This is a genomic window from Ruegeria sp. HKCCD3925 (genome assembly GCF_057221175.1).
The window spans coordinates 407,621-429,234 of record NZ_JBWVBI010000005.1 but is presented as its reverse complement, the minus strand read 5'-3'; the positions used below and the strand labels follow the sequence as shown (position 1 = coordinate 429,234).

The window sequence follows — 21,614 nt, the reverse complement described above, 5'->3', positions numbered from 1 at the left end:
CCTGATTCATGTTGAAGCCAGTTTGCTCCTTTACTTTGGGCTAATGGTTGCGAAATATACCAACATGAGTGGTTATATTGGCATATTCTGCTAAGTAAGAGGGATAAATGGACGCTAAGGATAGGCAGATCATTCGAGCGCTTCAGCGGGACGGGCGCATGACGAACCAGGATCTTGCCGACGAGGTGAACCTGTCTCCCTCACCGTGTTTGCGCCGGGTCAAAAACCTAGAAGCCAACGGAGTGATAAAGGGATACAGCGCCGACGTTGACGCTGCCGCGTATGGGATGGCCATTACCGTCTTCGTGCGTATCAGATTGGAGCGACACAACGAAACGGACGTTCAGAACTTCGAGAAACGCGTTCGGATGATCGATGAAGTTCTTGAATGCCACGTGCTGACCGGTGCAATGGACTACCAATTGCGGGTTTTGGTATCGGATCTCGAAGCCTACGAGGAATTTATTCGTCACCGAATTCATCCTATCGGTGGGATAGCCTCGATCGATACCAGCTTTGTCTATGGAACGGTAAAAAAGACCGCAATTTTTCCACCCGGATAGATGGACCCAGTTAGAATGAATTGTTGCCAATCGGCTGAACATTTTAGCTGATTGATTTTTTCCCTCCGCAATTTCCCATTCTCACCGTCGCTATATCAAAGACATGCAGCGCTTGCTGCATCACTTCTGAGAGGATAGCGATGACCAAGAAACCACACGAAAAAACAAGGTTGGCAAAATACGTCGAGCGCAGGGTGCTCGAATTGAAACCGACCAAGAGCCAGGCTGAGATTGCCACCCTGGCCGGCTATGTGAACCAGAACATGATCACGATGATCAAGCAGGGTAGCTCCAAAGTGGCACTCGATCGCGTCCCGGCGCTGGCGATTGCGCTTGATGCGGACCCTGCTTTCGTGATGCAGCTCGCTCTGGAGCAGGCAATTGGTCGGACGGCAGCTGAAGCAGTCGTGGAGGTATTCGGGGAGCCCGTCACGGCAAATGAAGTTGGCTGGCTGCAAGCGATCCGTGAGGCTTCCAATAATACCGATCCAAGGCTGACGAGCAGGTCCCAGGCTGCGATCAACGCGATCTTCGGGAGATAAAACCATGTGCGATAAGACTGACGATTTGACTCCTAACGAACGCGCCTGGCTGCGCTTCCTGCGCGATGTTAGCAATGAAAGTGATCCCGGCATTACTTTGCACCGGGTGCAGTTACTTCGGCGTCTATGCGGGCCTCAGGCGGCTCGATGAAAACCCATAGCATGACGGCGGTGAGGAATGATTGAAGTGCTGAGCTTCGTTGGATCCCTCTTGAGGCATGAAAACTGTTGGTGATTTCCTAGTTGACGGACACGAAAACGAGCTCCGGCAAAACCACCTCCCATGCATCGCGGCGGAGAGTGTGCTGGAAGGCTTCACCTGAGTCTTCCTTTCGCCATGTAAGGATAGCGGCGACTTCACCCCTATCAAATCTGGTATTTGGCGGGGGTGTGAAGGATTTGGACATACGGCTCAGCACTTGCCCTTTTTCGTTGTGTAGCAACCAGCGGTCGCCGTCCTTTACCAATAACACTGCATCGCCGACGCGTGCCGCATTAACAGCACTCAGAGAAGAGTGGCCTGGATGCAGGCGTCCAGCATAGGAAAGATCAACCATCCGCGCCTCAGCCGCCTGAAAAAAACGACGGGGACCAGGCAACGCGTTCATGTCAGGCGTCACGCTACGGGTGAGAACTGAAGGTGCTCCTGTTGGTAGGTATTCATGGTTGTCGTTGCTCATTACTACAAGGCTGCGGCGGGCACGTGTCATAGCCACATAGAACAGTCGACGGGGTGCGTCCTGATCTTCGGACCGCGAGGGCCTCTCCCACCCGCCATCGAGTATAACTACATCGTCAAATTCCAGGCCTTTTGCGCGGTGGGCCGTCAGCAGCTTTAACCCTCTTTGTTCATCCCAGCTATCACGGGACCATTCCGCGAACCATTCGACAATGTCTGGGACGGGTAGGCTGCGCGATCCAACCTCGCGTGCCAGTAGGCCCAGTCCTTCACCAATACGATCGGTCCAGCGCGAATGCGAAAGTGTGTTCAGCACTTCGGTCAACTGATTGATCGAATAAAGCTCTGAGGGTGTCTCGCGCAGGGCTTTGACAAACGACTGCATCTCGCGCATCCGCCATAGGCTAGGTATGTTTTCGTTAGCCATTTCAACCGGTATTCCGAGGTTTTCGGCAAAATCGCGCACCGGTATCAGCTTTCGCCAATCGCGCGAGATAATCGCGGCGCGTGACCATGTCCAATCTGGGTCGAGACGAGAGAGGCGGATCAACTCGTCTAGTGCGGCCATAGCCTGCTCTTCATTACCAGCGGGGCACTCAAGGATCTGCACACGGCCCTGAGCTACTGGATCCAATTTTGCCAGAGATCCACCGGCGTCAGCCTTCGTCCGGGCCTGATCTACGGTAATATCGTGGCCAAGTTTCATACGCGCGGCGGCCCCTGCGATCACGGCATTGGCGGTGGCGACGATATGACCGGTAGAGCGGTAGTTCTCGGTTAAGAAAACCGGTTTTGCGGCGTAGTCCTGTTCAAACTGGCGGATGTAGCGGATCGATGCACCGGAGAAAGCATAAATATTCTGGTCGTCATCACCCACGGCAAAGAGGCTGAGTCGCAGATCGGGATCATCCAGAGTTCTCCCTGCCACAGCAGCGATCAGCCCGTATTCATCTGGACCGATATCCTGATATTCATCTACTAAAATCCAGCGATACCCCTGTATCAGTGATTCACGCAGCGCCTCGGCCTCTTGCTTGCTGAGACCATCACCCCGAAGCAGTGCCGCAGCCTTTTGCAATAGACCTTTGAAATCGGGGACGTCGGCTGTTTGAATGCCGGCGAAACTAGCTCCGACCAGGCGCATAGCCAGTGAATGCACCGTTGAGACGGTTACTAAGGTTGAGTCATCTCCAACTAACCGGCGCAGGCGTTCACGTATTTCAGCGGCTGCGTGGCGGTTGTAGGCCAGCACGAGGATACCGCGGGGATCCTCGCGTTTGATGCGCAGCAGATAAGCGATGCGATGAACCAGGACGCGCGTTTTGCCCGAGCCTGGTCCTGCCAGCACAAGGACGTTGGTTTGTTCCCGGTTGTCACGCACAATTTTTTGCTGCACCGGATTGCCCAGGTTGTCGACAATTGCCTTATAGGTGGCACCAGTGGCCTGCCGCCGGAATTCGGTCCCCCGCCCCGGCATCCATCGGCGCATGAAGGCGTCTTGCTCCAGCACGAAATAGTCGTCGGACAAGCGCTGCGCTGTCTCAATGTTTTCCAGTCCTTTTTCCGCGTAGGCTGCCATCACATGGGTTTGGATGGTCTGTTCGTCATAGTGTTCCTCGAGTGGTGCAAAATGCTGGACGGTGAAACCACCGCCTTTGGAGCCAAGTTGCACCGTCATGGCCGGGCGAAAAATTGACAGCCCGCGTCCCAGCGTAACCACCTGCTGTTCATGCATCCACAAAAGTGCTCGGTCCATTAGGCGGTTTGCGTCTTTGATGCTGGTGCGCAAAAGCGTGTCGCCGGTAATCGTGGACAGCATCGCTCCCAGAGTGGTCTCGACCTGAATGTCCTTGCCGTGTGTGCTTTTCGGCACGAGGGTCAGAAGATGCGCCAGCAGGCGTTGTGCGCCCTGATGGCGCAACTCTGCGGTTTGAGCGATAAAGCGCCAAGACTGTTGAAGTCGCACAAGGATGCTACCGCGCACTGATTTACGCAGAGAAAGGTTGCCACGCCCTCCCTCCGTATCACGCCCATCCTGTGCCATACCGCGCAGCAGGGTCTCCACCAGATCCGGGCGAACCTCGCCATGGCCGCGCTGTCGCAATTCCTGACAGGCAATAGAGAGGTTGAATGGAATCGGTTCATCCTGTTCGGCATCGGGGGCCATTTCTCGCATAACGGCGATTAGGTCCTCTTCAAGCCGGGCGGCCTGATCCAGTCGTGTTTGCGACGCGTCGGCCACGCCAGAGTGCACGAAGATGGTTATGTTGGTGTCGTCGCTGGCAATTCCGATCGCCTCCAGATCGGTCAGCGCCTTGCGCAGTTCGGCGGAGGATAGCCCGCTAGATCCGGCTAATTCGTCAGTAGAAACACCTTCTCCCACCGGGGTGTTAACGATATGGCGCACGATTGCCAGCAGTTGTTTGCGTCGAGTGCCCGAGATTTCTACCTTTTCCAGCAAAGCCGCTGCGGTATCCACATCGCGCACGAGTAGGGAAGCAGGGAAGACTTGCACACTGTTTTCTTCGCGCCGCAACAAACTAGCTTCCTCCAGCCAAGCAATAGCGGTCTTTACGCGCGTGTCTTCAGTGTTGTTATCACGCAAGAATTCAAAGTCTTTTTCTTCTCGCACAATCTCGCCCGGAGTGGCGACGATCTTACCTTCGTCTCGAGTGCGCACATCCAACCGACGTAGTGCTTTAAGGATGGCACCTATTTCATGCCTCGCAAGGCGGGAACGGGCCGAAAGGCTGAATTGGCGTTCCACATCTTCAGTGTTGAACAATAACACGCAGCTGGCGGGGTCGCGGTCGCGTCCTGCGCGTCCTGCCTCTTGTAAGTAGTTCTCTAATGAGCCAGGCACGTCGCCGTGGACTACGAGGCGGATGTCAGGTTTGTCGATGCCCATGCCAAAGGCGTTGGTCGCAGCAATCACTCGCAATTCGCCGGTCCGGAATTGCTCCTGGATCTCGTGCTTTTCTTCGGGAGGTAGACCAGCATGGAAACGTTCGGCGCTGACACCTTGCTGTTTTAGGAATTCGGCCACGCGTTCTGTCGCACCTCGGGTCGCGCAATAAACCACGGCTCCGGAGGCGCCAGAGGCGGGCAAGCCCTGCTCGATCGCGTTCAGAATATCTGCGAGTTTCGTCGCGCGCTGGGTTTCACGCACCGAAAAAGAAAGGTTCGTGCGCGAGGCACCACCGTCCAGTAGGATCAGATCCTGATCCAGTCGTGTTTTGAAATGCTCTCTTATGTCGCGCACCACCTCGGGTTTGGCAGTGGCGGTAAGGCAAAGTATCGGAGCGGGGGCATCGCCGGAATTCTCTTTGATGAAACGGCTGACGTAGCGGTAATCGGGCCGAAAATCATGGCCCCATTTTGAGATGCAATGTGCTTCGTCTAGCACCCAAAGGCCGATCTCGCGTTGGGTCAAAGCACTGCGAACTGATTTGTTGCGGAGCTGTTCGGGTGAAATCATCAAGATCGCAGCATCGCCCATGCGCACTTTGTCCAGTGCGTCATGCCTTTCCGGAAGCGACAGTAGACCGTTGATCGTGACGGCCGAGGATATCCCAGCTCTCGCCAGACCCTGCACCTGATCAGCCATTAGTGCGACAAGCGGCGAGATGACGACGGTTAGCGCACCCGTCTTGTCGAACCGTGAAAGGGCTGGAATCTGATAGCAGACTGACTTGCCGGTTCCGGTAGGCAGGATACCCAAAACGCTTTTGCATGCCATTGCCTCCGCGACGATACGTTCCTGCAAAGGCTGACCGAATTCGTCCGCAGGTTCGGGTCTGAAAGAAGGAAAGCCAAACCAGCGATCCAGCGCGCGTTTAGGATCGTTGTTTTCGACACACCACTGGCAAGCGGCATCGTTGCAGGCGGCCTCTCGCAAGTGGCGCACAATCAATGAAGCCTCGCGGAACTGCATTCGGACCCAGGGTGGCATGACGCTGTCACCGCCAGCCACCGAAATCCACGACAAGGCATAGGCCATGGGCCAGGCGAGGTTGTGATTTTCCATCCGACTAAGAGTCTGTTCGAGCCGATGCAAACAGACTTGTCCAGCCAAAAGGCGGCGAAAGGCGTCAATAGCCTCTTGTTCATTGGGTCTGCCAGTGCCACGCACAGCAGTAAAAAGTGCGTCAAACCCTCCGCTGCGTGGGGGACGTGTGGCAAGGAAATGATAGGCTGTCAGCGCATCTGGGGTCGCGGTGTTTAGCTTGGCGAACGCCTCGATCTGGTTTTGCAGAACGTCGAAAACCAGACGTGCATCCTTTTCGGGATCGTTAACATGACCCGATTGCAACCGTCCGTCGTGATAGTGTTTGACTAAATGGTGATAGGGGTTGCGCGGGAAGGCCAAAGGATTGAGCCAGAGTGTGTCGATTGGTGCCTCTGCCAAGGCGGCAAAGCGAGGCGCAGCAGCGGCCAGGTGAGGCAGGTCGTGGTGCAAGATGTTGTGGCCGATGACACTTTTGAAACCTTTACAATATGTGTCGAGGTGCGACAGTGCTGAGGCGGAGCTGCTTTTTTCAACTAGAGCGGGTCGGGATTCATCGTTTGTTGTGGCAGCGAATGCGAATATCCGAGCGGATTTAGGATCCACCTCTAGGTCAATCGAAACGCAGCGCTCTAGAAAGCGCGAAATGTCCGCCTGACAGTTCGTTATCATTGCTCGCCATATTCTCTTTTTTGTATTCTTTCTGATAGCTACCGAATTGCCGAAAAAAAAGAAGATGCGGTTCAGATTGCTCTGCGTAATGTGGATTTCGCGCAACCGCAGAGGTTGCCCAAAGTTGACAAAGGTTTACATCCACCGATCCCGAGAGATCGGATGTAAACCTTTCGACCTCAAAAACACTCCAAAATCAGGCCAAAGGTTTACACTAAGTTTACATTAAGTTTACAGATTTCGGCTCAAAACCAGTTTTTCAGAGCAAAATGTAAACCTTTGAACCAGAGAAACCCAATAAAACATGGCTCTCTGAAAACAACACATCCGAACCAAGGCCAGAAAAGCTCTCTGAGCGACGAAAAACAGGCCAGCTAACACCTGACACACAAATAAACACGGACACAGCTCAGGCCAGAGCACAGCGCTCCTGAGACAAAACCTCATAGAGAGCAAACACACAGGTCTAGGCCAGGCAGTGTATTGAGCATCTGCGGAGCAGAGAAACCGACAATTACACTTAGAGCGGTAATTGATGCACCTAGAGAGAACACACCTAAGAGAGCGGACAAAGGTAAGAGAGCGTATGTGTCCAGGGAGAAGAGGTGTGAGAGAAAGCCCCTATAGAGAGCACGCACAGGTAAGGTGATAGATCGATCGCAGGGGAAACGTAGGAGGGAGTATCCAGGGGCGGAGCCCAATTTGCGCTTGTGTTTACCAGACCTTTTGTATGCTCCGTTGCTTCCAAGTGCTCATTGGGAAGCCGGTAACTTGCGGTGAAGCGTAATGAAGGCTGCATTTTGATTGTATTTGCAGTTATTCCTTTGGAAGTTCGTATTGCGACTTCAAGAGAGTAGCTTCATTGAACCCTTGAGGCGCCATTCCGCATCTTTTGCAATCGCCATGAGTCTTTCCTGTCGAGTTGGCTCACTAATAGCGTCGCTAACCGGTATAGGCCTGCTCTCGACAGGGCGATCCGACTTTTCATTGTTCGACCGGCTTGGAACACTTTTCGGTGTAAGCGGATTCTTAGATTTTGCCATTGCGCCTTACTCCTAGCCTCGCCGAAAATAGAGCGATGGTTATTCTCTGGCAATCGCCCGGAAATCAACGCAAGAAACACAGGCGTGTCGCCCCTTCGCACCAGTCTCGCGGTCGTATAACTTGCAGTTCGTTGCGCCCAACTGGGCGGGTCAAAAAACTACTCGAGGGCCAGGAGTTGGACAAACTGTCAGTGATGCAAGCTTTTCGCCGTATCGTTGAACGCGGTAGCTTTGCCCGTGCGGCGGAAGACCTTGGTGTTTCTCCTGCGCTTCTCAGCAGAGAAATCAAGCTTCTGGAAGAAAGTTTAGGAACCGTCCTCCTCACCAGAACGACGCGATCTATGTCACTGACTGACACCGGCAGCCTTTATTACCACGACGCAATTGGAATACTCGACGCGGTCGAGAAAACGGAGCAAACCATCAGGGATGGTTCAAAAGCAGTGCGCGGGCATCTTCGGGTGAATGCATCAAGTTCTTTCGGCCAGACCGTTATCGCCCCTATGCTTCCTGATTTTCTGGAAACCTATCCCGATTTGCGATTTACGCTTTCGATGGACGACAAGGTGATCGATATGGTCGAGGGCGGCTTCGATCTGTCGATCCGTATCCGCGCTGCCATGCCGGATTCGGCACTTGTTGCCCGACGGATCGGCGTGATGCGGCAAAGAATATTTGCGTCTCCTGACTATTTGGAGCGATGTGGGACGCCGACCCAGCCGGCGGATCTGAAAAACCACGCTATCATCGGCTTTTTGCTTGCTGATCATTTGACGAGCTGGAAGCTCTCGGCCACCAACGGTGTCACAGCACTAGAGCTTGATCCGCGCGTGCGGGTCGGCAATAGCCTCGTTTTGCGGGATCTGCTGATTGCGGGGCAAGGTATCGGAACTCTGCCTGAGTTCGTTTCTGATGCTCCTGAAGCTAGCGGAACCTTAGTGAGAGTTCTTCCTGACCACGAACTGCCTGCGCCGGAAGTATTCGCCGTTACAGCATCTCGCTTGGGAATGGACGCCAAGGTCACAGCCTTTCTTGATCATCTACGCTTGGCTCTCAGATCGTGACATTATTCAATACAGGTAAAGAGTGATGTCAAAGAGCGCGCCTTAATTGGCGGCGCAACAAATTCCATTCTCTCAGGGAACAAGTCACAGCCCTGAGAGGTATCCTATGTCACGTATTCTCGTTCTCTACTATTCAAGCTATGGCCACGTCCGCACATTGGCCGATGCCGAAGCTGAAGGCGCCAGAAGTGTTCCCGGCACTGAAGTTGACGTTCGACGTGTGCCCGAAACCGTCCCTGAAGAGGTCCGTCAGCAGGCTGGCTATGTCGTCGATGATACACCTACTGCCTTGCCGACAGATCTGGAAAGTTATGATGCATTAATTCTGGGAACACCGACCCGATTTGGCATGATGGCTGGCCAAATGAAGTCCTTCCTTGACCAAGCTGGTGGGCTTTGGGCCAGGAATGCACTGGTTGGTAAGGTCGGAGCGGTGTTTGCATCAACAGGTTCGCAACACGGTGGGCATGAAGCCACACTTCTGACAACGCAAGTCCCGCTTCAACACTTTGGGATGCTGATTGCCGGAATGCCCTACACGTTTGCTGGCCAGACTACATCAGAAGAAATCATTGGCGGCGCACCATATGGTGCCGGAACGATCGCCGGTGCTGATGGTTCCCGCACGCCTACCGAAACTGACCTGGCAGGAGCGCGGTTCCAGGGCGCTCATGTTGCAAGGATTACAGCGTGCCTCGCTGGATCAAACCTGCAAGCGGAAGCAGCGTAACCCGCGCGCCTCTGACGTCTCACTCAAATTCTCAAACGCCTTAGCCGGGAGACATACCATGTCACGCTCAACCGATATTCTTCTCACCTCACTCGCCCCAGCGGTATGGGGAAGCACTTATCTGGTAACTACCGAAGCGCTCCCGGCTGGCTATCCGATTACCCTGGCTGCGTTACGAGCTCTGCCTGCTGGCTTGTTGTTGCTCGCAGTGACGCGCTGCGTTCCACCACGCGAATGGCTCGGTCGAACTTTCATGTTAGGCAGCCTCAATTTCGCTCTGTTCTGGGTGCTCCTCTTCGTTGCTGCGTATAGGTTGCCCGGTGGTGTGGCCGCCACCCTAGGATCGTTGCAAGCGATGATCGTGATTTTGATGGCGTGGGGATGGCTGGGAACCCCAATCCGACTTGGTGCTCTCGGCGCCGCCGCGACTGGCGTAATGGGTGTGTCTCTGCTGCTGATCGGACCAGAAGCACAACTTGATTGGATCGGTATAGCAGCGGGTTTGGGAGGAGCCGCGTCAATGGCTGCTGGCACTGTTCTCAGTCGGAAATGGCAACCTCCGGTCTCGGCGCTTAGTTTCACTGCGTGGCAATTAACAGCCGGTGGTTTGATACTGCTGCCAGTCGCTCTGTTTCTTGAGCCGCCTCTACCTGCGCTCAGCGCGACAAATGTCGCCGGCCTGATTTGGCTTGGGTTGATTGGTGCTGCAGCAACCTATGCTCTTTGGTTTCGTGGGATAGCGCGCCTTGAACCTAGTGCAGTTTCGATGCTTGGCGTGATGAGTCCTTTGACTGCCGTCGCGCTCGGCTGGGTATACCTGGGACAAACGCTTAGCATCACTCAGTCTTTAGGAGCAGCCATAGTTATTGGTTCTGTTGTGGTTGGCCAGAGCGTGAGCCGAAGGGACTATTTGGGTTTGAAAAAATGGAGATCAGCAACAGCTGGATCTGTCTAATGGGTGCCGAGTCGCAAACATTAGGCCCAATGACGCAAGCGGGCGAGGAATGGCTCAGCGCCTGGCTCATGCCCGTTCGCCAGATCCCTAGAATATCGAAGTCCTAGGTTTCCCCACGGATGATTGAGGGGATGGGTTCTGGGTCAGCAGTATCCGGACGGTCCAAACCTCCTGTAGCAATGGTCACATTGTGGCCGAACTCGCTAAGTGCTGAGGGCGCTCAGGGCGTGCTTTATAACATCAGTGCTGTCTTGCGTCGAAAACTGCGTTGGACGCTGCCAGTGAGCGTCCCAGCCGGCTTGTTGATGCGCATAGGAAACTGCGGCATAGCGCGCGTGTTCTATACACATCTACTGGCCCCTTGTGCCAAACACAAAACTCTCGTGCTAAAGATAAAAGTGCATTTCGCCCTGGAAATCGCCTTGTGGGCGAAGCTGAATTTTGGTATTTTTAAGAGGCCGTTACGGCAGCACAAAGCAGCAAGCAGTCAGCCAAGAACAACGTGCTTCAATGCCTATGTTCTTTGACACCTCATACCAGACCAACAAGAAACGCCGGCGCCGGGAAAATGACCGGGCAGCGAGTCACCTATCTGGAAGGTGCAGGAAAGATCACTTTGGATCGCTCCCCGGTGGAAAGCATCGGACGCCCCAAGTGGTTGCCGCCAGTCGTATGACGAAATGGCACAGAAAGACGGTTGCAATGTGCATCGGGCTTAGATCCGGGTCACAACAACCGGTCACGTCTAGGTTGGAGGAAAGCCGGACGTGTTGCTCAGTCGAAAGACTGTAACCGCTTGGCCGCAAAGCCGGGATCGGAGCGCTGCTAGGTCAATGGAAGCCACCTAGTGTCAGAAGCTCTTCACCACCTGTTATATGCAGATTATTCCCCCAGGACATCACAGAAAAGGTTTGTGTTGTCCTGGGGGGAAAGTCCTATTTCTGCAGGGATTTTTGATAGTCATTCATTACGTGCATTTCATGCTTCTACAGGCGGAAGAAACAGAACCGGAGGGCGCGAACCCGCCGGTGCACGCTGGCGGGTTCGCGGTTTCTACATTCAGATTAACACCGAACCGCTGCGAATGTTGTCCCCGTCTGCACATTGCGGATGGTCTCGCGCAACACCGGGCAGCCTGTCACTGCCTCAATCGCCGCCACGTTGGCAACCGGCAAGGTCATGTCCGAGGACAAGAAAACCTCAGAACCGGAGGGCTCGTTTGGACCAGCCAGATAAACGCCCGGCCCATTGCGTGGTTGCGGGGCCACGAAAAACATGCGCCCGTCGATTTCCACGGTTTGCGCATCAGGGTAGTAATCGGTCATTTCAGTGCAGCCTGCCAAAATTACGAGAGCGAGAAGTTTCTTCACGATAATCAATCCTTAATTGTTGTCGCACTCTTGGACCCATATCCAACTATACGCAACCCGGTTCAGAGTTTACCAATCGACAGGCAACTGAAAGTGTTTCATTTGGTCCGTTTAAGGTCGGTTAGTGGCAGCTGTAACTACCCCAGTTGCTGCCCTATGAACGATCCACCCGCCGATGCAAGCTGTCGGGTTTCTTCTTTGGGTTGCACTTTCCTACGCGCCAGATCAGAGTTCCGAAAAAGATTCTAGAGGCCGCTCATGCGTTCAAAATTCCGGGGACATTTCGGCGAAACTAAGGAAACCATCGACGAGCTTTGGCAATCAGCGACCTTTGTGTTTGATGCCAATGTGCTACTGAACCTGTATCGTTACTCAGACTCGGCAAGAACTGAATTTCTGACATTCCTGGGCAAAATCCGTGAACGATGCTGGTTGCCGGAACAATGTGCTCGGGAATTCCTAGATAACCGGACAAACGTGATCAAAGATCAAATAAAGTCGTATGAAGACACTACAAAAGCCATTACTCAAATCAGGACTAAATTCGAAGGCAGCAAGGCCCACCCATTCATTTCTGAAGGCAGTTTTGAGGGGCTGAACGCTGCACTGTTGGCTATTGAGAAAGAACTGTCAGATGGCGAAGATGGCCAGATCAAACGAATAACCCAAGACAAAATCAAAGAAGAAATCGCTAACATCTTCGACGGATCTGTAGGTGATCCGTTCACCGATGATGAATTATCGAAGCTCTTTGAAGAAGGCAAAACTCGCTACGAGGAGAAAATCCCTCCGGGTTATATGGATGGATCAAAGCACAAAGACTTGAACACAATGTTCGCTCAACGATCCAGATACGGCGATTTAATCTGGTGGAGGCAGGCAATCCAAAAGGCTAAATCGGACGACCATTCGCTGATTGTTGTTACAGATGACCAAAAAGAAGACTGGTGGGAGATTGCGTCAGGCAAGACAGTTGGACCAAGACCGGAACTTATTAGTGAGTTTTGTAGAGAGACTGGACAAAATATCCTGATCTATTCTCCTGAGAGCTTCTTAAAGCATGCACAAAAGCGGCTTCAGGGCAGCCTGAGCGCCAAGACAATAAAAGAAGTGAAGACCGAACATGAAGCCCGTGTAGTCGCCGAACCTAAAGGGATTTTAAACAACGCACTTCGAGGTATTGGTCGTGATGAGTTCGCTGACAGTTTGAGAACAAAAAACCATCTGCCATTATGGAATGCACTGGCAGACATTGGGGAGGCGACAAGCAAGCAATCGAGAAACGCTTTGAGAATTGAGCCTAACGGCAAAATTCCAGATTTTTTGAAAGCGGAAATTGCTAGACTAGAACATGAGATAACTGAAACAGAAACTGAGATTGATGAATTAGAAACTGAGATGGCGCAGATTGATAGTCCAAATAGCAGCAATGATTACGCCGACTTGGCCTTGCTGAGAAGTGAGTTGTGGAAACACCACCAAATCACATTTGATAGATTGAAGCGGCTAAAATCTGTGTTTGAACCTCGCTGAGTTGATCGCAAATGCTCTGTTTGGTTGGGACTAAATCCGCGTCATATAGGCTAATTTCTGTTACGTCATCTGTCACAAAATCCACCCCGTTACAGCGTTACAAAACACACTCTAACTTATTGATTTTATTAAATTGGTCGGGAGTTCGAGTCTCTCATCACCCACCATCCTTTCCCCACAATGGATCAAGGTCTTACTCGACTAGCACCTCTAAGTCCGCCCGTTTTAGACATCATGGCCTTCGCATAATCACGATTTACCGTTGCACGCTCCTCGAAGCGAGCATGCACGACGCAAAAGAACAGGGCACCGTCATCTAGACCGTTGCGAGGAGTAAACCAATCAAAGGGGTCGGTGGGCTCTATCGATGCAAACTGATTAGTTGGTGGATCAACAGGTGCGATATTGGCTTCACTATTAGTGATATCATCGAGCAGTGTTGGACGGGCCGTGCCGGTATCCGGCGTGAGAATACCCATGATCTGCTCGCGACCAGCCGGAACGAAACGTCCGCTGTCCTCGACTGGAAACCGGATCGGCTGTCCGGCATAAATATCCCGCTGAACTTCACTGTTGTTAACAACAAGGGTTCCGTTAACGAGCACGTACGGAATGCCTTCTGACGGAAGACCTTGCTGACCGAGAGTATAGTTCGCCTTTTCGGTCACAGATTCCGGGTCGAAAATCGTGATGTCCGCGACCATGCCTTCTTGCATACGCCCACGCACCTGCATTGCTCGCAACCCTGTGTCACCTAAGCGCTTCGCATGGATGTAACTTAGCTGAGTGAGTGTGAGCATAAGCGGCACATTCGCTTCGCGAGCCAGTCTCAAGACAAGCGCGTGGCTGCCTGCTGACCGAGGATGCCCGGCATAGTCTTCGTAAGGAGCATCCCAACTCATCAAGTTGCCCTCGATGTCTAGCCCGGCCATACCGTCGCCCGAGATGCCATAGCCTGCGATGGTGATCCAATCATTCAGCCATTGCTCCCTTGGCGGGCTAAAAACAATTGCCGTCCGTCCCGGTTCATTCTCAGCGAAGCTCAAAAACTCGTCTTTTGTAACGAAGCGATCGAGTTGGGGATCAAAGATGGTGTCTTCGTATTTGTACCCCATCGAACCTTCCCAATTTTCGGGGGCGATGATCGAGGCTCCGTAGTTTCCCGATCCGGCGGTCCAGGGATAGTAGCTGGACCAGACGTTGTAGCCTTGGTCGCGGGCCATCTGGAGCTTTTCCTGATTTTCCCACCACCCATAATCATTGTCATGATGAATGTGCAGCGGGGCACCAAGCACCATCGCATTGACCAAGATTTCATTTACACCCGTCTGTGTTTCTGTCGGCGTCGAAGCACTGGGATGAAATCGGTGATGGACGGAAGTCAGTCTACCGTAACGCGCCGCAGCCCGCTGTGCTTCGAACATCTCATAGGTGGTAATACCTTCGCGGGCGTAACCAATGGTCGATCCCACACCAAGTGCTCCAAGACGTAGTCCCTCATCCAGCTGGGCAGTGATTTCGTTCATCTGCTCACGGTTGCTTGGTACAGAAGACCACCCCTCGACGCCGTCTTCCACAGATTGTGCCCTCAGTGCGAAGAAGTTCCGGAAGTCTATATCTCCACCTTCAAGCACGAGCCCGTCATGGACCCGCATCCGTGCGAATTCTTGTCCAACCACCGTGCCATAATTTGCCTGCGTTGAGCCCTCTCGTGCTTCATACCATTCATCAATGTTAGCGGCTCCGACCTCAAAATCCATTTGAGTTGTGACGCCATCCCTAAGGTTTACTTTTATACCCCAAGGGTCCAACCCGTGTTGCTCAAGGTCGATAAATCCGGGTGACACAACGTGCCCTGTCGCATCGATGGTCTGGCTGCCGTTAATATCTTCGTCGGTAATCGCAGTGATCCAGCCGTTGCTAATTCCAACGTTTGCAATCTGGTCGAACCCGGTTTCCGGGTCCATGACCCGACCGTTGAGAATGACGATGTCGTAAGTCTGCGCGGCGCCTAGTGTCGAAAAAACAGACAACGTGCCCGCCAGAAACAAGGTACGCATGGATGGATCCTCCCTTTTATCGACAAAACTGAATGTTTTGTTGTTTTTGGAGTCTGCTTTCGCCCCACCTCAGAAAACGATCCGAGTTCTTAGACCGAACAGCATAATGCTATCCTGCGTGGGGTTCAGCAGCGGGTCAGATATGAACTGCAGTGATGGCGTGATCTGCAGCCCGGGTGATATTGAAAAACGATAGAATGCTTCGAGCGTGAACTGATCACCGTCTATGCCCCTTGCCTCGGCCCAGTTCAGTCCCAGCCCGGCCAGATCGGTATTACGACCGTAATATCCCAGACCTGCAGAAACGGACCGATCATAAAGCGCCGCTGTCCCTTTTGAGGCCCCTGCCCTGAAGAATGGCATCCATTTATTGCCAACAAACCAAGCCGCTGAGAAGGCAGCCCCATAATCTTCAGGGCGGCTACCATCGTCGGCTGCATCCGCATGCCAAAGGGTCAAATGGATATTGTCAAAGTAGATGCGATCAAAGCCGGAGGTGTAACCAAGCTCGAGTGACTTGAAGAGATTGCCATCGCTAAACACATCAAAGTTTGGATCAGACGGGTCGGCGTTTGCGTCTGAGATGCTCGCAACAGCGTAGAAGTTTTCGCTCAGCTTTACCCCACCGGCAATGCCAAGGCCTTGATTGGGTGTGTTGATAGTCGGGTTGGTATTGAAAGACAGGTTCTGGAAACCGCTGTATGGGCTGACCAACCCGTAAATGTCCACAAAGTCCGTTACATCAATCTGCCCGACTTGCAGTGTCCACGCGCCGTTCTCGGCCCTTTGCGTCCAGAACAGATTGGTCAGCAGCAAACCATTATCGTTGAAGGCTGTCCCAGTGATCGAAAGTGCTCCGCCATCCAGCCCGAGGAATTGCGGGGCAACATCAGTGTAACTGTGCCGATCTTCGATCTTGAATGTCAAAGAGCCGCGTTCAGTTGCCTGCCAACTACCGTAAAAACGCGCAATTCCGCTTGCCGCTTCGCCGGTTCCAAGATCAGCATTCGTGGATTGGCCCAATGCCAGGTAATCAATATTGAAGCGAAAACCGTCCTCGGCCAGTCGGTCTTTCCACTGAAACCAACCTGGTGCGATATTGCGTGGAAAATCGGAACGGTATTGCGGATCGGTTAGCCCATCTCCGGGCTCTAGATCAGCTTCAACCGAAGATGGTCCGGATAGTCCTTGGGCCGACGCTGCGCCAGCAAAGGCAATACTCAATGCGCCAAACAGAAGTCTTATCATTCAGACGTCTTTGCCCCGCTGGTCTTGCGAGCTCCCGCCGCCCGGATGCGATCGGCGGCGCGCTGCCTCCATTCAAGCCTGTCTGCTTCAGTCTCCAGAGTTTCGACACGTTCCGTCTCCAACTGGAACGTCGCATTCATAGGCATAAGGCCGTCCACAACCATCATGTTCTGAACAGAAGGATTGATGGTCAAAGTGCCCGTCAGCCGAACGGGTTCGTGGAAATAGCTGGGCGTCCAGTCGCCGTTCAGCCGTACACGGATCATTTGGTTGGGCGGAGGTGGAGGCATGTGACTGCACATCCCGCGTTCCGGCACCAGATACGCGACAGGTCGCCCGTCCGGATCACTCGGAGCGGGAATGGCAAAGCCCGCGAGTGTGATTGTTTGACCGTCGAATTGCGGATTTCCGTTTGTACCAGCCTTTCTTCGACGTTCTGTTACGACCTCTCGCTGATCGAGTAGCCAGTCGACATCAATACCATCTGCCACCAAGGCATCCTCAGTCTCGGTCAGAAGCTCTTGCCATTTCTGCCTTTCTTCATCGCTACCAGATTCCCGCTGCAATCTGCCGCGCAGTCGTACGACGTAAAGGACATCGTCGAATTGTTCAGCGCTAAGTTCGCGATAGGGGTCTTCAAAGACCTGCGCGGACGGGTCAGGCAGGTCAGACCAGTCTAACGCGGTTCCTGGCGTCGCAATGACAGGATGAGCACACCAAACCAACCCTGCGAATACTACGGAGCGGAAGCAATGTCGCATAAATACTCTCCGGCTGTTCAGACAGGTCAATCCAGTGTGTTTTTATAGATGACGCCGTCCTTCATGATCAGGCGGATCGTATCTGGGCTTTCAGGCCTCGGGTCGGCACCGAACCATTGATCACCCGTGCCAACAACCGAGAAGTCTTCAAGTGGGTTACCATCGATGAGCAGGATATCCGCATAAGCTCCTTCCTCGATAACGCCCAGTTTTCCGGCGGTATACGGGTTCATAAAGTCACCTGACAAAGCGACCACCTCACCACCCGTCGATGTCAACGTCACCATCGACGTGTAGGGTCCAAAAAACTCATTGTTCAGGTGCTTCTCGTAGGCAATCTGGATATTGCATGCCTCGACCGAACCAACACAGTCGGTCTGGAACCCTCGCTTCACCGGGCATTCCTTCATATTGTCGATGTAGCCCGCAAATGTGGCCGAGGCGGATTTTGCCTTAGCAAGACTCGACGGGACATTTGCCACTGCCGGAATATCTAGCAATCCGGGATCGAAGGCCGTCAGGTTGGTGGTAATGTATGCCCCTTTTTCGTTCATGACTTGGGCAATTTCACAGTCAAACGAGAAGCCATGTTCGATCGACATCACACCCGCATCTAGCGCGCTCAGGATTGCTTCCTTCCGATAGGAATGCGCCATGACATAGCTGCCATACTCGTTTGCCACCTGCACCGCAGCTTTGATTTCCTCAGGCGATCCAGCCAGCAACTGCCACGGATCGAAGGCCGATACGACGCCACCAGATTGCATGAACTTCAACTGCGTCGCGCCCATGCGGAAATTGTTGCGTGCGAACTTGTAAACGTCATCAACACCGCTAATTTCCTGCGCCAAGTTCAGCCTGCTCATGTTTGTTTCAGACCCGGGCGGTGCGGTGAAATTCGCGAAGTCAGCGTGACCACCTCGCGTTCCGATAAATGCACCAGATGGAAAGTAACGCGGGCCGTCAATTTGGCCTGCGTCAATTGCGCGACGTAACCCGCCATTGGCGCCACCCGCATCCCTGACTGTGGTGAAGCCCTGCATCAAATACATCTCGGCCATCCGTGCACCGTGTATGGCAAAGTCCTCCCACGTTGTGTTGGCCTCCATCGCAGGTAACGTCGGCCCCATCAGCATGAGGTGCGCGTGCAGTTCAATAAACCCGGGGGTCAGTGTCCGTCCCTCTCCGTCAATGACCGTGGCGTTGGGGGCATCGATCGCATCGGTTGATACGGCCTTAATCAGATTACCCTCGACTAATACGCTGGCATTCTCGATACGCTGTTCATTCACGCCATCGAAGACATGCACATTGGTAAACAGCGTTTGGGGTTCTTCTTGATCCTGAGCCTGCGCGGACGTTGGAAAAGAAAGAGCTGCAGCGACAATTACCGTCGAGCAAAGGGACAATCGTAGGCCGGACATAAGTACTCCCTTCATATTCGTGTTTTGCAAACTGTAGTCCGGAAAATCTTGGCTCGGTTGCCACTTTCGAATTAGGATGTTCGAATGTGATTGAAAAAATGGCCACTTCTTAAAACTAATCCAGACAAGGGTGACGAGCTTGCCTTTCAACTCCACCTCTCAAGAGCATAGCGAGGGCTTTATTCGCCTCTCCTTAGCTGCTCCGTTCCTACAATATCTCACCGAACGTAAGATCAATCCGCAACCAGCATTGGATCAGGTCGGCCTGAAAGCCGAACTGTTGTCTGACCCAGCCGTGTTCGTGCATTCAGAGTTGGTCTATGGTTTGGTAAATGCCTTCTCAGAAGTGTCAGGAGATCGATACCTTGGCCTGAAAGTAGGGGAGACGTTTGACCTGCAAGAGTGGCCTCCGTTCGCTCAGGCCCTGCAATCGACAAAGACGCTGTTCGAGTTCTTTACCCGTTTCGTGGGGCTTGTACCGCAGGAATCCAATTCTGTGCGACACAGCCTTGTCGTAGAAGCGGACAAAGCGACTTATCGAATCGAAAGACAACAAGAGCCTACTGTACCGCCGATTCAGGTGACCGGTTTTGGTGCCGCAATCTATGTACGCCTATTGCAGACCGTCGTCGGAGATGCCTGGGATTCTTCTCGTGTGCGATGGGAAAGCAGATACATCAACGGACTACCTATCGATTACAAAGGGATCGAGGTCGGCCTTGGGACCGATCCCGGAATGCAGATTAGCTTCCCTGTAGAATGGTTGTTTTTGCACCATGTCTCTGAGGGCTCTGCCAAGCCCATCGCCTCACCGCGACAAGATGAAGAAGTAACCGTAGTAGCTGCTTTGCGATCTGTTTTACGCGATAAGCTGGATGAAACCGATTTGGGACCAGAGGTGGTGGCTGGATTGTTGGGAATACAGCCGGAACGGTTTCTGAAAGCGCTTCAGCAACAAGGCACAACGCTGCCCCGCGAAATCAAACGGCTGCGTGTCGATGTCGCCAAGGAACACCTCGGAGAAGACAAAATGACAATAGCTGAGATCGGTCTAATGCTCGGCTACTCCGACAAATCCCATTTCACACGCTTTTTCAGGGGCCAGACCGGAATGACACCGACCAAGTTCCGCCTGGGTTCGTAATTATGTTGCAAATGCTTGGATCAGCTGTGCGAACTCGACCTCGCAACAAAAGCAAAGGCGCGACCAGACTGCCGTCTCGACCGCGCCTTAAACCATTCTATTCGAACGCCATTATTGGCCCGTGGTCTCTACGCACGTTCCCTTGCCCCATCCTGACTTGCTGCCAGAGGCAGAGTAATCAAACGTGCCCTTCTCAGGGTGAACGTTATAATTCAGCGTGTAATCCTCACCGACATACAGATAGGTCAGGGTGTCGAGACCGGGAAACACATCCACATCCTTGTCGATATCCCCGATCGTGATGTGGCCCTTTTGCTGGCCATCATACTTCACAAGCCGAGCGGCCATTTCCGGGTGTTCCGCATCCGGTGCCTCACATTCAAACACCCGCTCCTCAGCGAATGCGGCTGCGGGCAGTAGGGCAAGAAGAAGAGCTGCCTTTTTCATTGATTTCCAATCTGTATTCGATCTGTTGCACTGCGGCGGCTATTGACGATTTTGGGCGGAATTTTGTCCAAACTCGGGTCGTTCTGCGGTCTCGTTGCACGCATCTCGTTAGACCAATTCACGTTTGGGTTTCGCCTGCGTTTTGAGGTGAGCCCTAAGCACATTTCCATCGCGTTTTGGGGAGTATCCAACCCAGCATTGAGGGCTCGAAGACAGAGACAATGGGTCTATGCACCCATCAGCTGCTGAGAAATTTCTTAGGGTTCGTCATGGCAACCATTTGGAACCTCAATTTGTGAATTCCAATGCTGAAGGGGGCAGCGCGGGACCGGGCCAACTCTGCCCTACAGCTTTGCCCATAGCGGGACGTGCGGTCGCAGTAGGGTGAAAAACCCTGCGCGCGCTCCCATCTGTTCAGGACAGAAAAAGGAGAGCGTCTGATGCAATGTCCGATTGATGGAACTCAGCTGGTAATCACCGAGCGGAGCGGGGTCGAGATTGATTATTGTCCGCAATGTCGTGGCGTGTGGCTGGACCGTGGAGAACTGGACAAAATCATCGATCGCTCTGCCGACCATACGCCGCCGCCACCGCCGCAGCGGGGTATTGATGACCGATCTGATCACGGATACCGTAAAAAGAAGAAACGCGGCGGCTTTCTGGATGAGCTGTTTGACTTCTAATACGTTGGCACCGTGATCTGAGTGGGTTTTATCGGTTGTTGTATAGTCACGGGTGAGATGGGTACGAGCACCCATCCTACGCTTGCTACAAAAATCAGTTCATCATTTGATCGTGAGCTTTGCAGATCAGCCCTACGAGAAACTGATCATTCAGCCCTTCATCATCGGACTTCAAACTGAATTTATAGGTCCCATACCTTTGGTTGTAGCCAAGATAATCACACTTAGATTCTTCGATTGACGCCAAAATCTCTGCTTCCAGAGGTAATTTAACCTCAAGAACCATCGTCGATTTTCTAGGATGAAAGACACAAAAATTTCTCGAACGACCTTCGATTTTAGGTCCAATATAATGTTTGGCAAAATTTAGCTCAGAGTTAGATATCTGATCTTTCATTAAAGTGAAAATCCGTTCGACAACACCAATCGACGCTGAGGATGCGCGCTCAACCCAATATGAGCGATCTACCTCAACGTACTCGTCGAGTTCCTTATCGCCTCCATAATACTCTTGCCGGGTATCCAAGATTTTAGAGAACATGATACTCAATCCGAGATCGTTTTTTGTGGCCGAAAGCTTAATTGCAACTATCGGCACTGAGTTTCCTAGCAGTGTGATAACGTTGAAGAAGCGTCCAGTGATTTCTTCTGCAATCAACACGCAAACGTGATCGATCCCTTTGTAACGCG

Annotated in this window: 16 protein-coding genes; 8 read left to right on the top strand and 8 right to left on the bottom strand. The window is 52.9% G+C overall.

All coding sequences use genetic code 11. The features are described 5' to 3' along the window. The first annotated feature begins 107 nt into the window (after positions 1–107). Both AC2TEM_RS14890 and AC2TEM_RS14885 read left to right on the top strand, forming a co-directional pair. The gene (locus AC2TEM_RS14890; RefSeq protein ID WP_170423874.1) at positions 108–563 is read left to right on the top strand and encodes an Lrp/AsnC family transcriptional regulator; all 456 of its coding nucleotides are present in this window, start codon (positions 108–110) and stop codon (positions 561–563) included. Between the two features lie 140 nt (positions 564–703). Further along, positions 704–1,105 (top strand): XRE family transcriptional regulator, encoded by a 402-nt coding sequence (locus AC2TEM_RS14885; protein WP_170423872.1) that lies wholly within the window; start codon positions 704–706, stop codon positions 1,103–1,105. 239 nt (positions 1,106–1,344) lie between these two features. Here AC2TEM_RS14885 and AC2TEM_RS14880 read toward each other — a convergent pair whose 3' ends face one another. Further along, complete coding sequence (locus AC2TEM_RS14880; protein ID WP_480856279.1) at positions 1,345–6,462, bottom strand: RecQ family ATP-dependent DNA helicase; 5,118 nt, start codon at positions 6,460–6,462, stop codon at positions 1,345–1,347. A 1,219-nt stretch (positions 6,463–7,681) separates the two neighbouring features. On the opposite strand from AC2TEM_RS14880, the gene AC2TEM_RS14875 reads away from it, so the two are divergent. From AC2TEM_RS14875 to AC2TEM_RS14865, 3 genes are all read left to right on the top strand, one after another. After that, complete coding sequence (locus AC2TEM_RS14875) at positions 7,682–8,569, top strand: LysR family transcriptional regulator (RefSeq protein ID WP_170423868.1); 888 nt, start codon at positions 7,682–7,684, stop codon at positions 8,567–8,569. Positions 8,570–8,675: 106 nt separating this feature from the next. After that, positions 8,676–9,299: an NAD(P)H:quinone oxidoreductase gene (wrbA, locus tag AC2TEM_RS14870; protein WP_170423866.1), complete on the top strand. Its 624-nt coding sequence runs from the start codon at positions 8,676–8,678 to the stop codon at positions 9,297–9,299. Between the two features lie 58 nt (positions 9,300–9,357). Next, a complete protein-coding gene (locus tag AC2TEM_RS14865; protein ID WP_170423864.1) occupies positions 9,358–10,254 on the top strand; it encodes a DMT family transporter in 897 nt (298 codons plus the stop codon). A 1,064-nt stretch (positions 10,255–11,318) separates the two neighbouring features. Here the strand turns inward: AC2TEM_RS14865 and AC2TEM_RS14860 are convergent. After that, entirely contained in the window at positions 11,319–11,624 is a 306-nt protein-coding gene (locus AC2TEM_RS14860; protein ID WP_480790303.1) for a hypothetical protein, read from the bottom strand. A gap of 258 nt (positions 11,625–11,882) precedes the next feature. On the opposite strand from AC2TEM_RS14860, the gene AC2TEM_RS14855 reads away from it, so the two are divergent. Then, the gene (locus AC2TEM_RS14855) at positions 11,883–13,157 is read left to right on the top strand and encodes a PIN-like domain-containing protein (protein ID WP_480790304.1); all 1,275 of its coding nucleotides are present in this window, start codon (positions 11,883–11,885) and stop codon (positions 13,155–13,157) included. Between the two features lie 185 nt (positions 13,158–13,342). Here the strand turns inward: AC2TEM_RS14855 and AC2TEM_RS14850 are convergent, their stop codons facing one another. The 4 genes from AC2TEM_RS14850 to AC2TEM_RS14835 form a co-directional block, all read right to left on the bottom strand. Then, positions 13,343–15,217 (bottom strand): amidohydrolase family protein, encoded by a 1,875-nt coding sequence (locus AC2TEM_RS14850; protein WP_170423860.1) that lies wholly within the window; start codon positions 15,215–15,217, stop codon positions 13,343–13,345. A gap of 69 nt (positions 15,218–15,286) precedes the next feature. Next, complete coding sequence (locus AC2TEM_RS14845) at positions 15,287–16,465, bottom strand: carbohydrate porin (protein WP_170423858.1); 1,179 nt, start codon at positions 16,463–16,465, stop codon at positions 15,287–15,289. Next, positions 16,462–17,226, bottom strand: coding sequence for a DUF3299 domain-containing protein (locus AC2TEM_RS14840; RefSeq protein WP_170423856.1), 765 nt, complete (start codon positions 17,224–17,226; stop codon positions 16,462–16,464). Before AC2TEM_RS14840 ends, AC2TEM_RS14845 begins: the two co-directional genes overlap by 4 nt. A gap of 26 nt (positions 17,227–17,252) precedes the next feature. After that, positions 17,253–18,665, bottom strand: a complete 1,413-nt coding sequence (locus AC2TEM_RS14835; protein ID WP_480856278.1) for an amidohydrolase family protein — start codon at positions 18,663–18,665, stop codon at positions 17,253–17,255. Positions 18,666–18,789: 124 nt separating this feature from the next. Here AC2TEM_RS14835 and AC2TEM_RS14830 point away from each other — a divergent pair, with 124 nt between their 5' ends. Further along, positions 18,790–19,794, top strand: coding sequence for an AraC family transcriptional regulator (locus AC2TEM_RS14830; RefSeq protein ID WP_170395978.1), 1,005 nt, complete (start codon positions 18,790–18,792; stop codon positions 19,792–19,794). Positions 19,795–19,905: 111 nt separating this feature from the next. On the opposite strand, the gene AC2TEM_RS14825 is transcribed toward AC2TEM_RS14830, so the two are convergent. Beyond that, positions 19,906–20,241 (bottom strand): hypothetical protein, encoded by a 336-nt coding sequence (locus AC2TEM_RS14825; RefSeq protein ID WP_170423854.1) that lies wholly within the window; start codon positions 20,239–20,241, stop codon positions 19,906–19,908. A 440-nt stretch (positions 20,242–20,681) separates the two neighbouring features. Here AC2TEM_RS14825 and AC2TEM_RS14820 point away from each other — a divergent pair, with 440 nt between their 5' ends. Further along, positions 20,682–20,924, top strand: coding sequence for a zf-TFIIB domain-containing protein (locus AC2TEM_RS14820; protein WP_170423852.1), 243 nt, complete (start codon positions 20,682–20,684; stop codon positions 20,922–20,924). Between the two features lie 94 nt (positions 20,925–21,018). Here the strand turns inward: AC2TEM_RS14820 and AC2TEM_RS14815 are convergent, their stop codons facing one another. Next, the gene (locus AC2TEM_RS14815; protein WP_480856277.1) at positions 21,019–21,585 is read right to left on the bottom strand and encodes a hypothetical protein; all 567 of its coding nucleotides are present in this window, start codon (positions 21,583–21,585) and stop codon (positions 21,019–21,021) included. Positions 21,586–21,614: the final 29 nt, after the last annotated feature.

What these genes read in the sequence shown, in the direction of transcription:
- AC2TEM_RS14855 (WP_480790304.1), top strand. Translation starts at nt 11,883, where the DNA reads ATGCGTTCAAAATTCCGGGGACATTTCGGCGAAACTAAGGAAACCATC.
- AC2TEM_RS14845 (WP_170423858.1), bottom strand. Translation starts at nt 16,465, where the DNA reads ATGATAAGACTTCTGTTTGGCGCATTGAGTATTGCCTTTGCTGGCGCA.
- AC2TEM_RS14880 (WP_480856279.1), bottom strand. Translation starts at nt 6,462, where the DNA reads ATGATAACGAACTGTCAGGCGGACATTTCGCGCTTTCTAGAGCGCTGC.
- AC2TEM_RS14840 (WP_170423856.1), bottom strand. Translation starts at nt 17,226, where the DNA reads ATGCGACATTGCTTCCGCTCCGTAGTATTCGCAGGGTTGGTTTGGTGT.
- AC2TEM_RS14825 (WP_170423854.1), bottom strand. Translation starts at nt 20,241, where the DNA reads ATGAAAAAGGCAGCTCTTCTTCTTGCCCTACTGCCCGCAGCCGCATTC.
- wrbA (WP_170423866.1), top strand. Translation starts at nt 8,676, where the DNA reads ATGTCACGTATTCTCGTTCTCTACTATTCAAGCTATGGCCACGTCCGC.
- AC2TEM_RS14820 (WP_170423852.1), top strand. Translation starts at nt 20,682, where the DNA reads ATGCAATGTCCGATTGATGGAACTCAGCTGGTAATCACCGAGCGGAGC.
- AC2TEM_RS14890 (WP_170423874.1), top strand. Translation starts at nt 108, where the DNA reads ATGGACGCTAAGGATAGGCAGATCATTCGAGCGCTTCAGCGGGACGGG.
- AC2TEM_RS14865 (WP_170423864.1), top strand. Translation starts at nt 9,358, where the DNA reads ATGTCACGCTCAACCGATATTCTTCTCACCTCACTCGCCCCAGCGGTA.
- AC2TEM_RS14850 (WP_170423860.1), bottom strand. Translation starts at nt 15,217, where the DNA reads ATGCGTACCTTGTTTCTGGCGGGCACGTTGTCTGTTTTTTCGACACTA.
- AC2TEM_RS14885 (WP_170423872.1), top strand. Translation starts at nt 704, where the DNA reads ATGACCAAGAAACCACACGAAAAAACAAGGTTGGCAAAATACGTCGAG.
- AC2TEM_RS14835 (WP_480856278.1), bottom strand. Translation starts at nt 18,665, where the DNA reads ATGAAGGGAGTACTTATGTCCGGCCTACGATTGTCCCTTTGCTCGACG.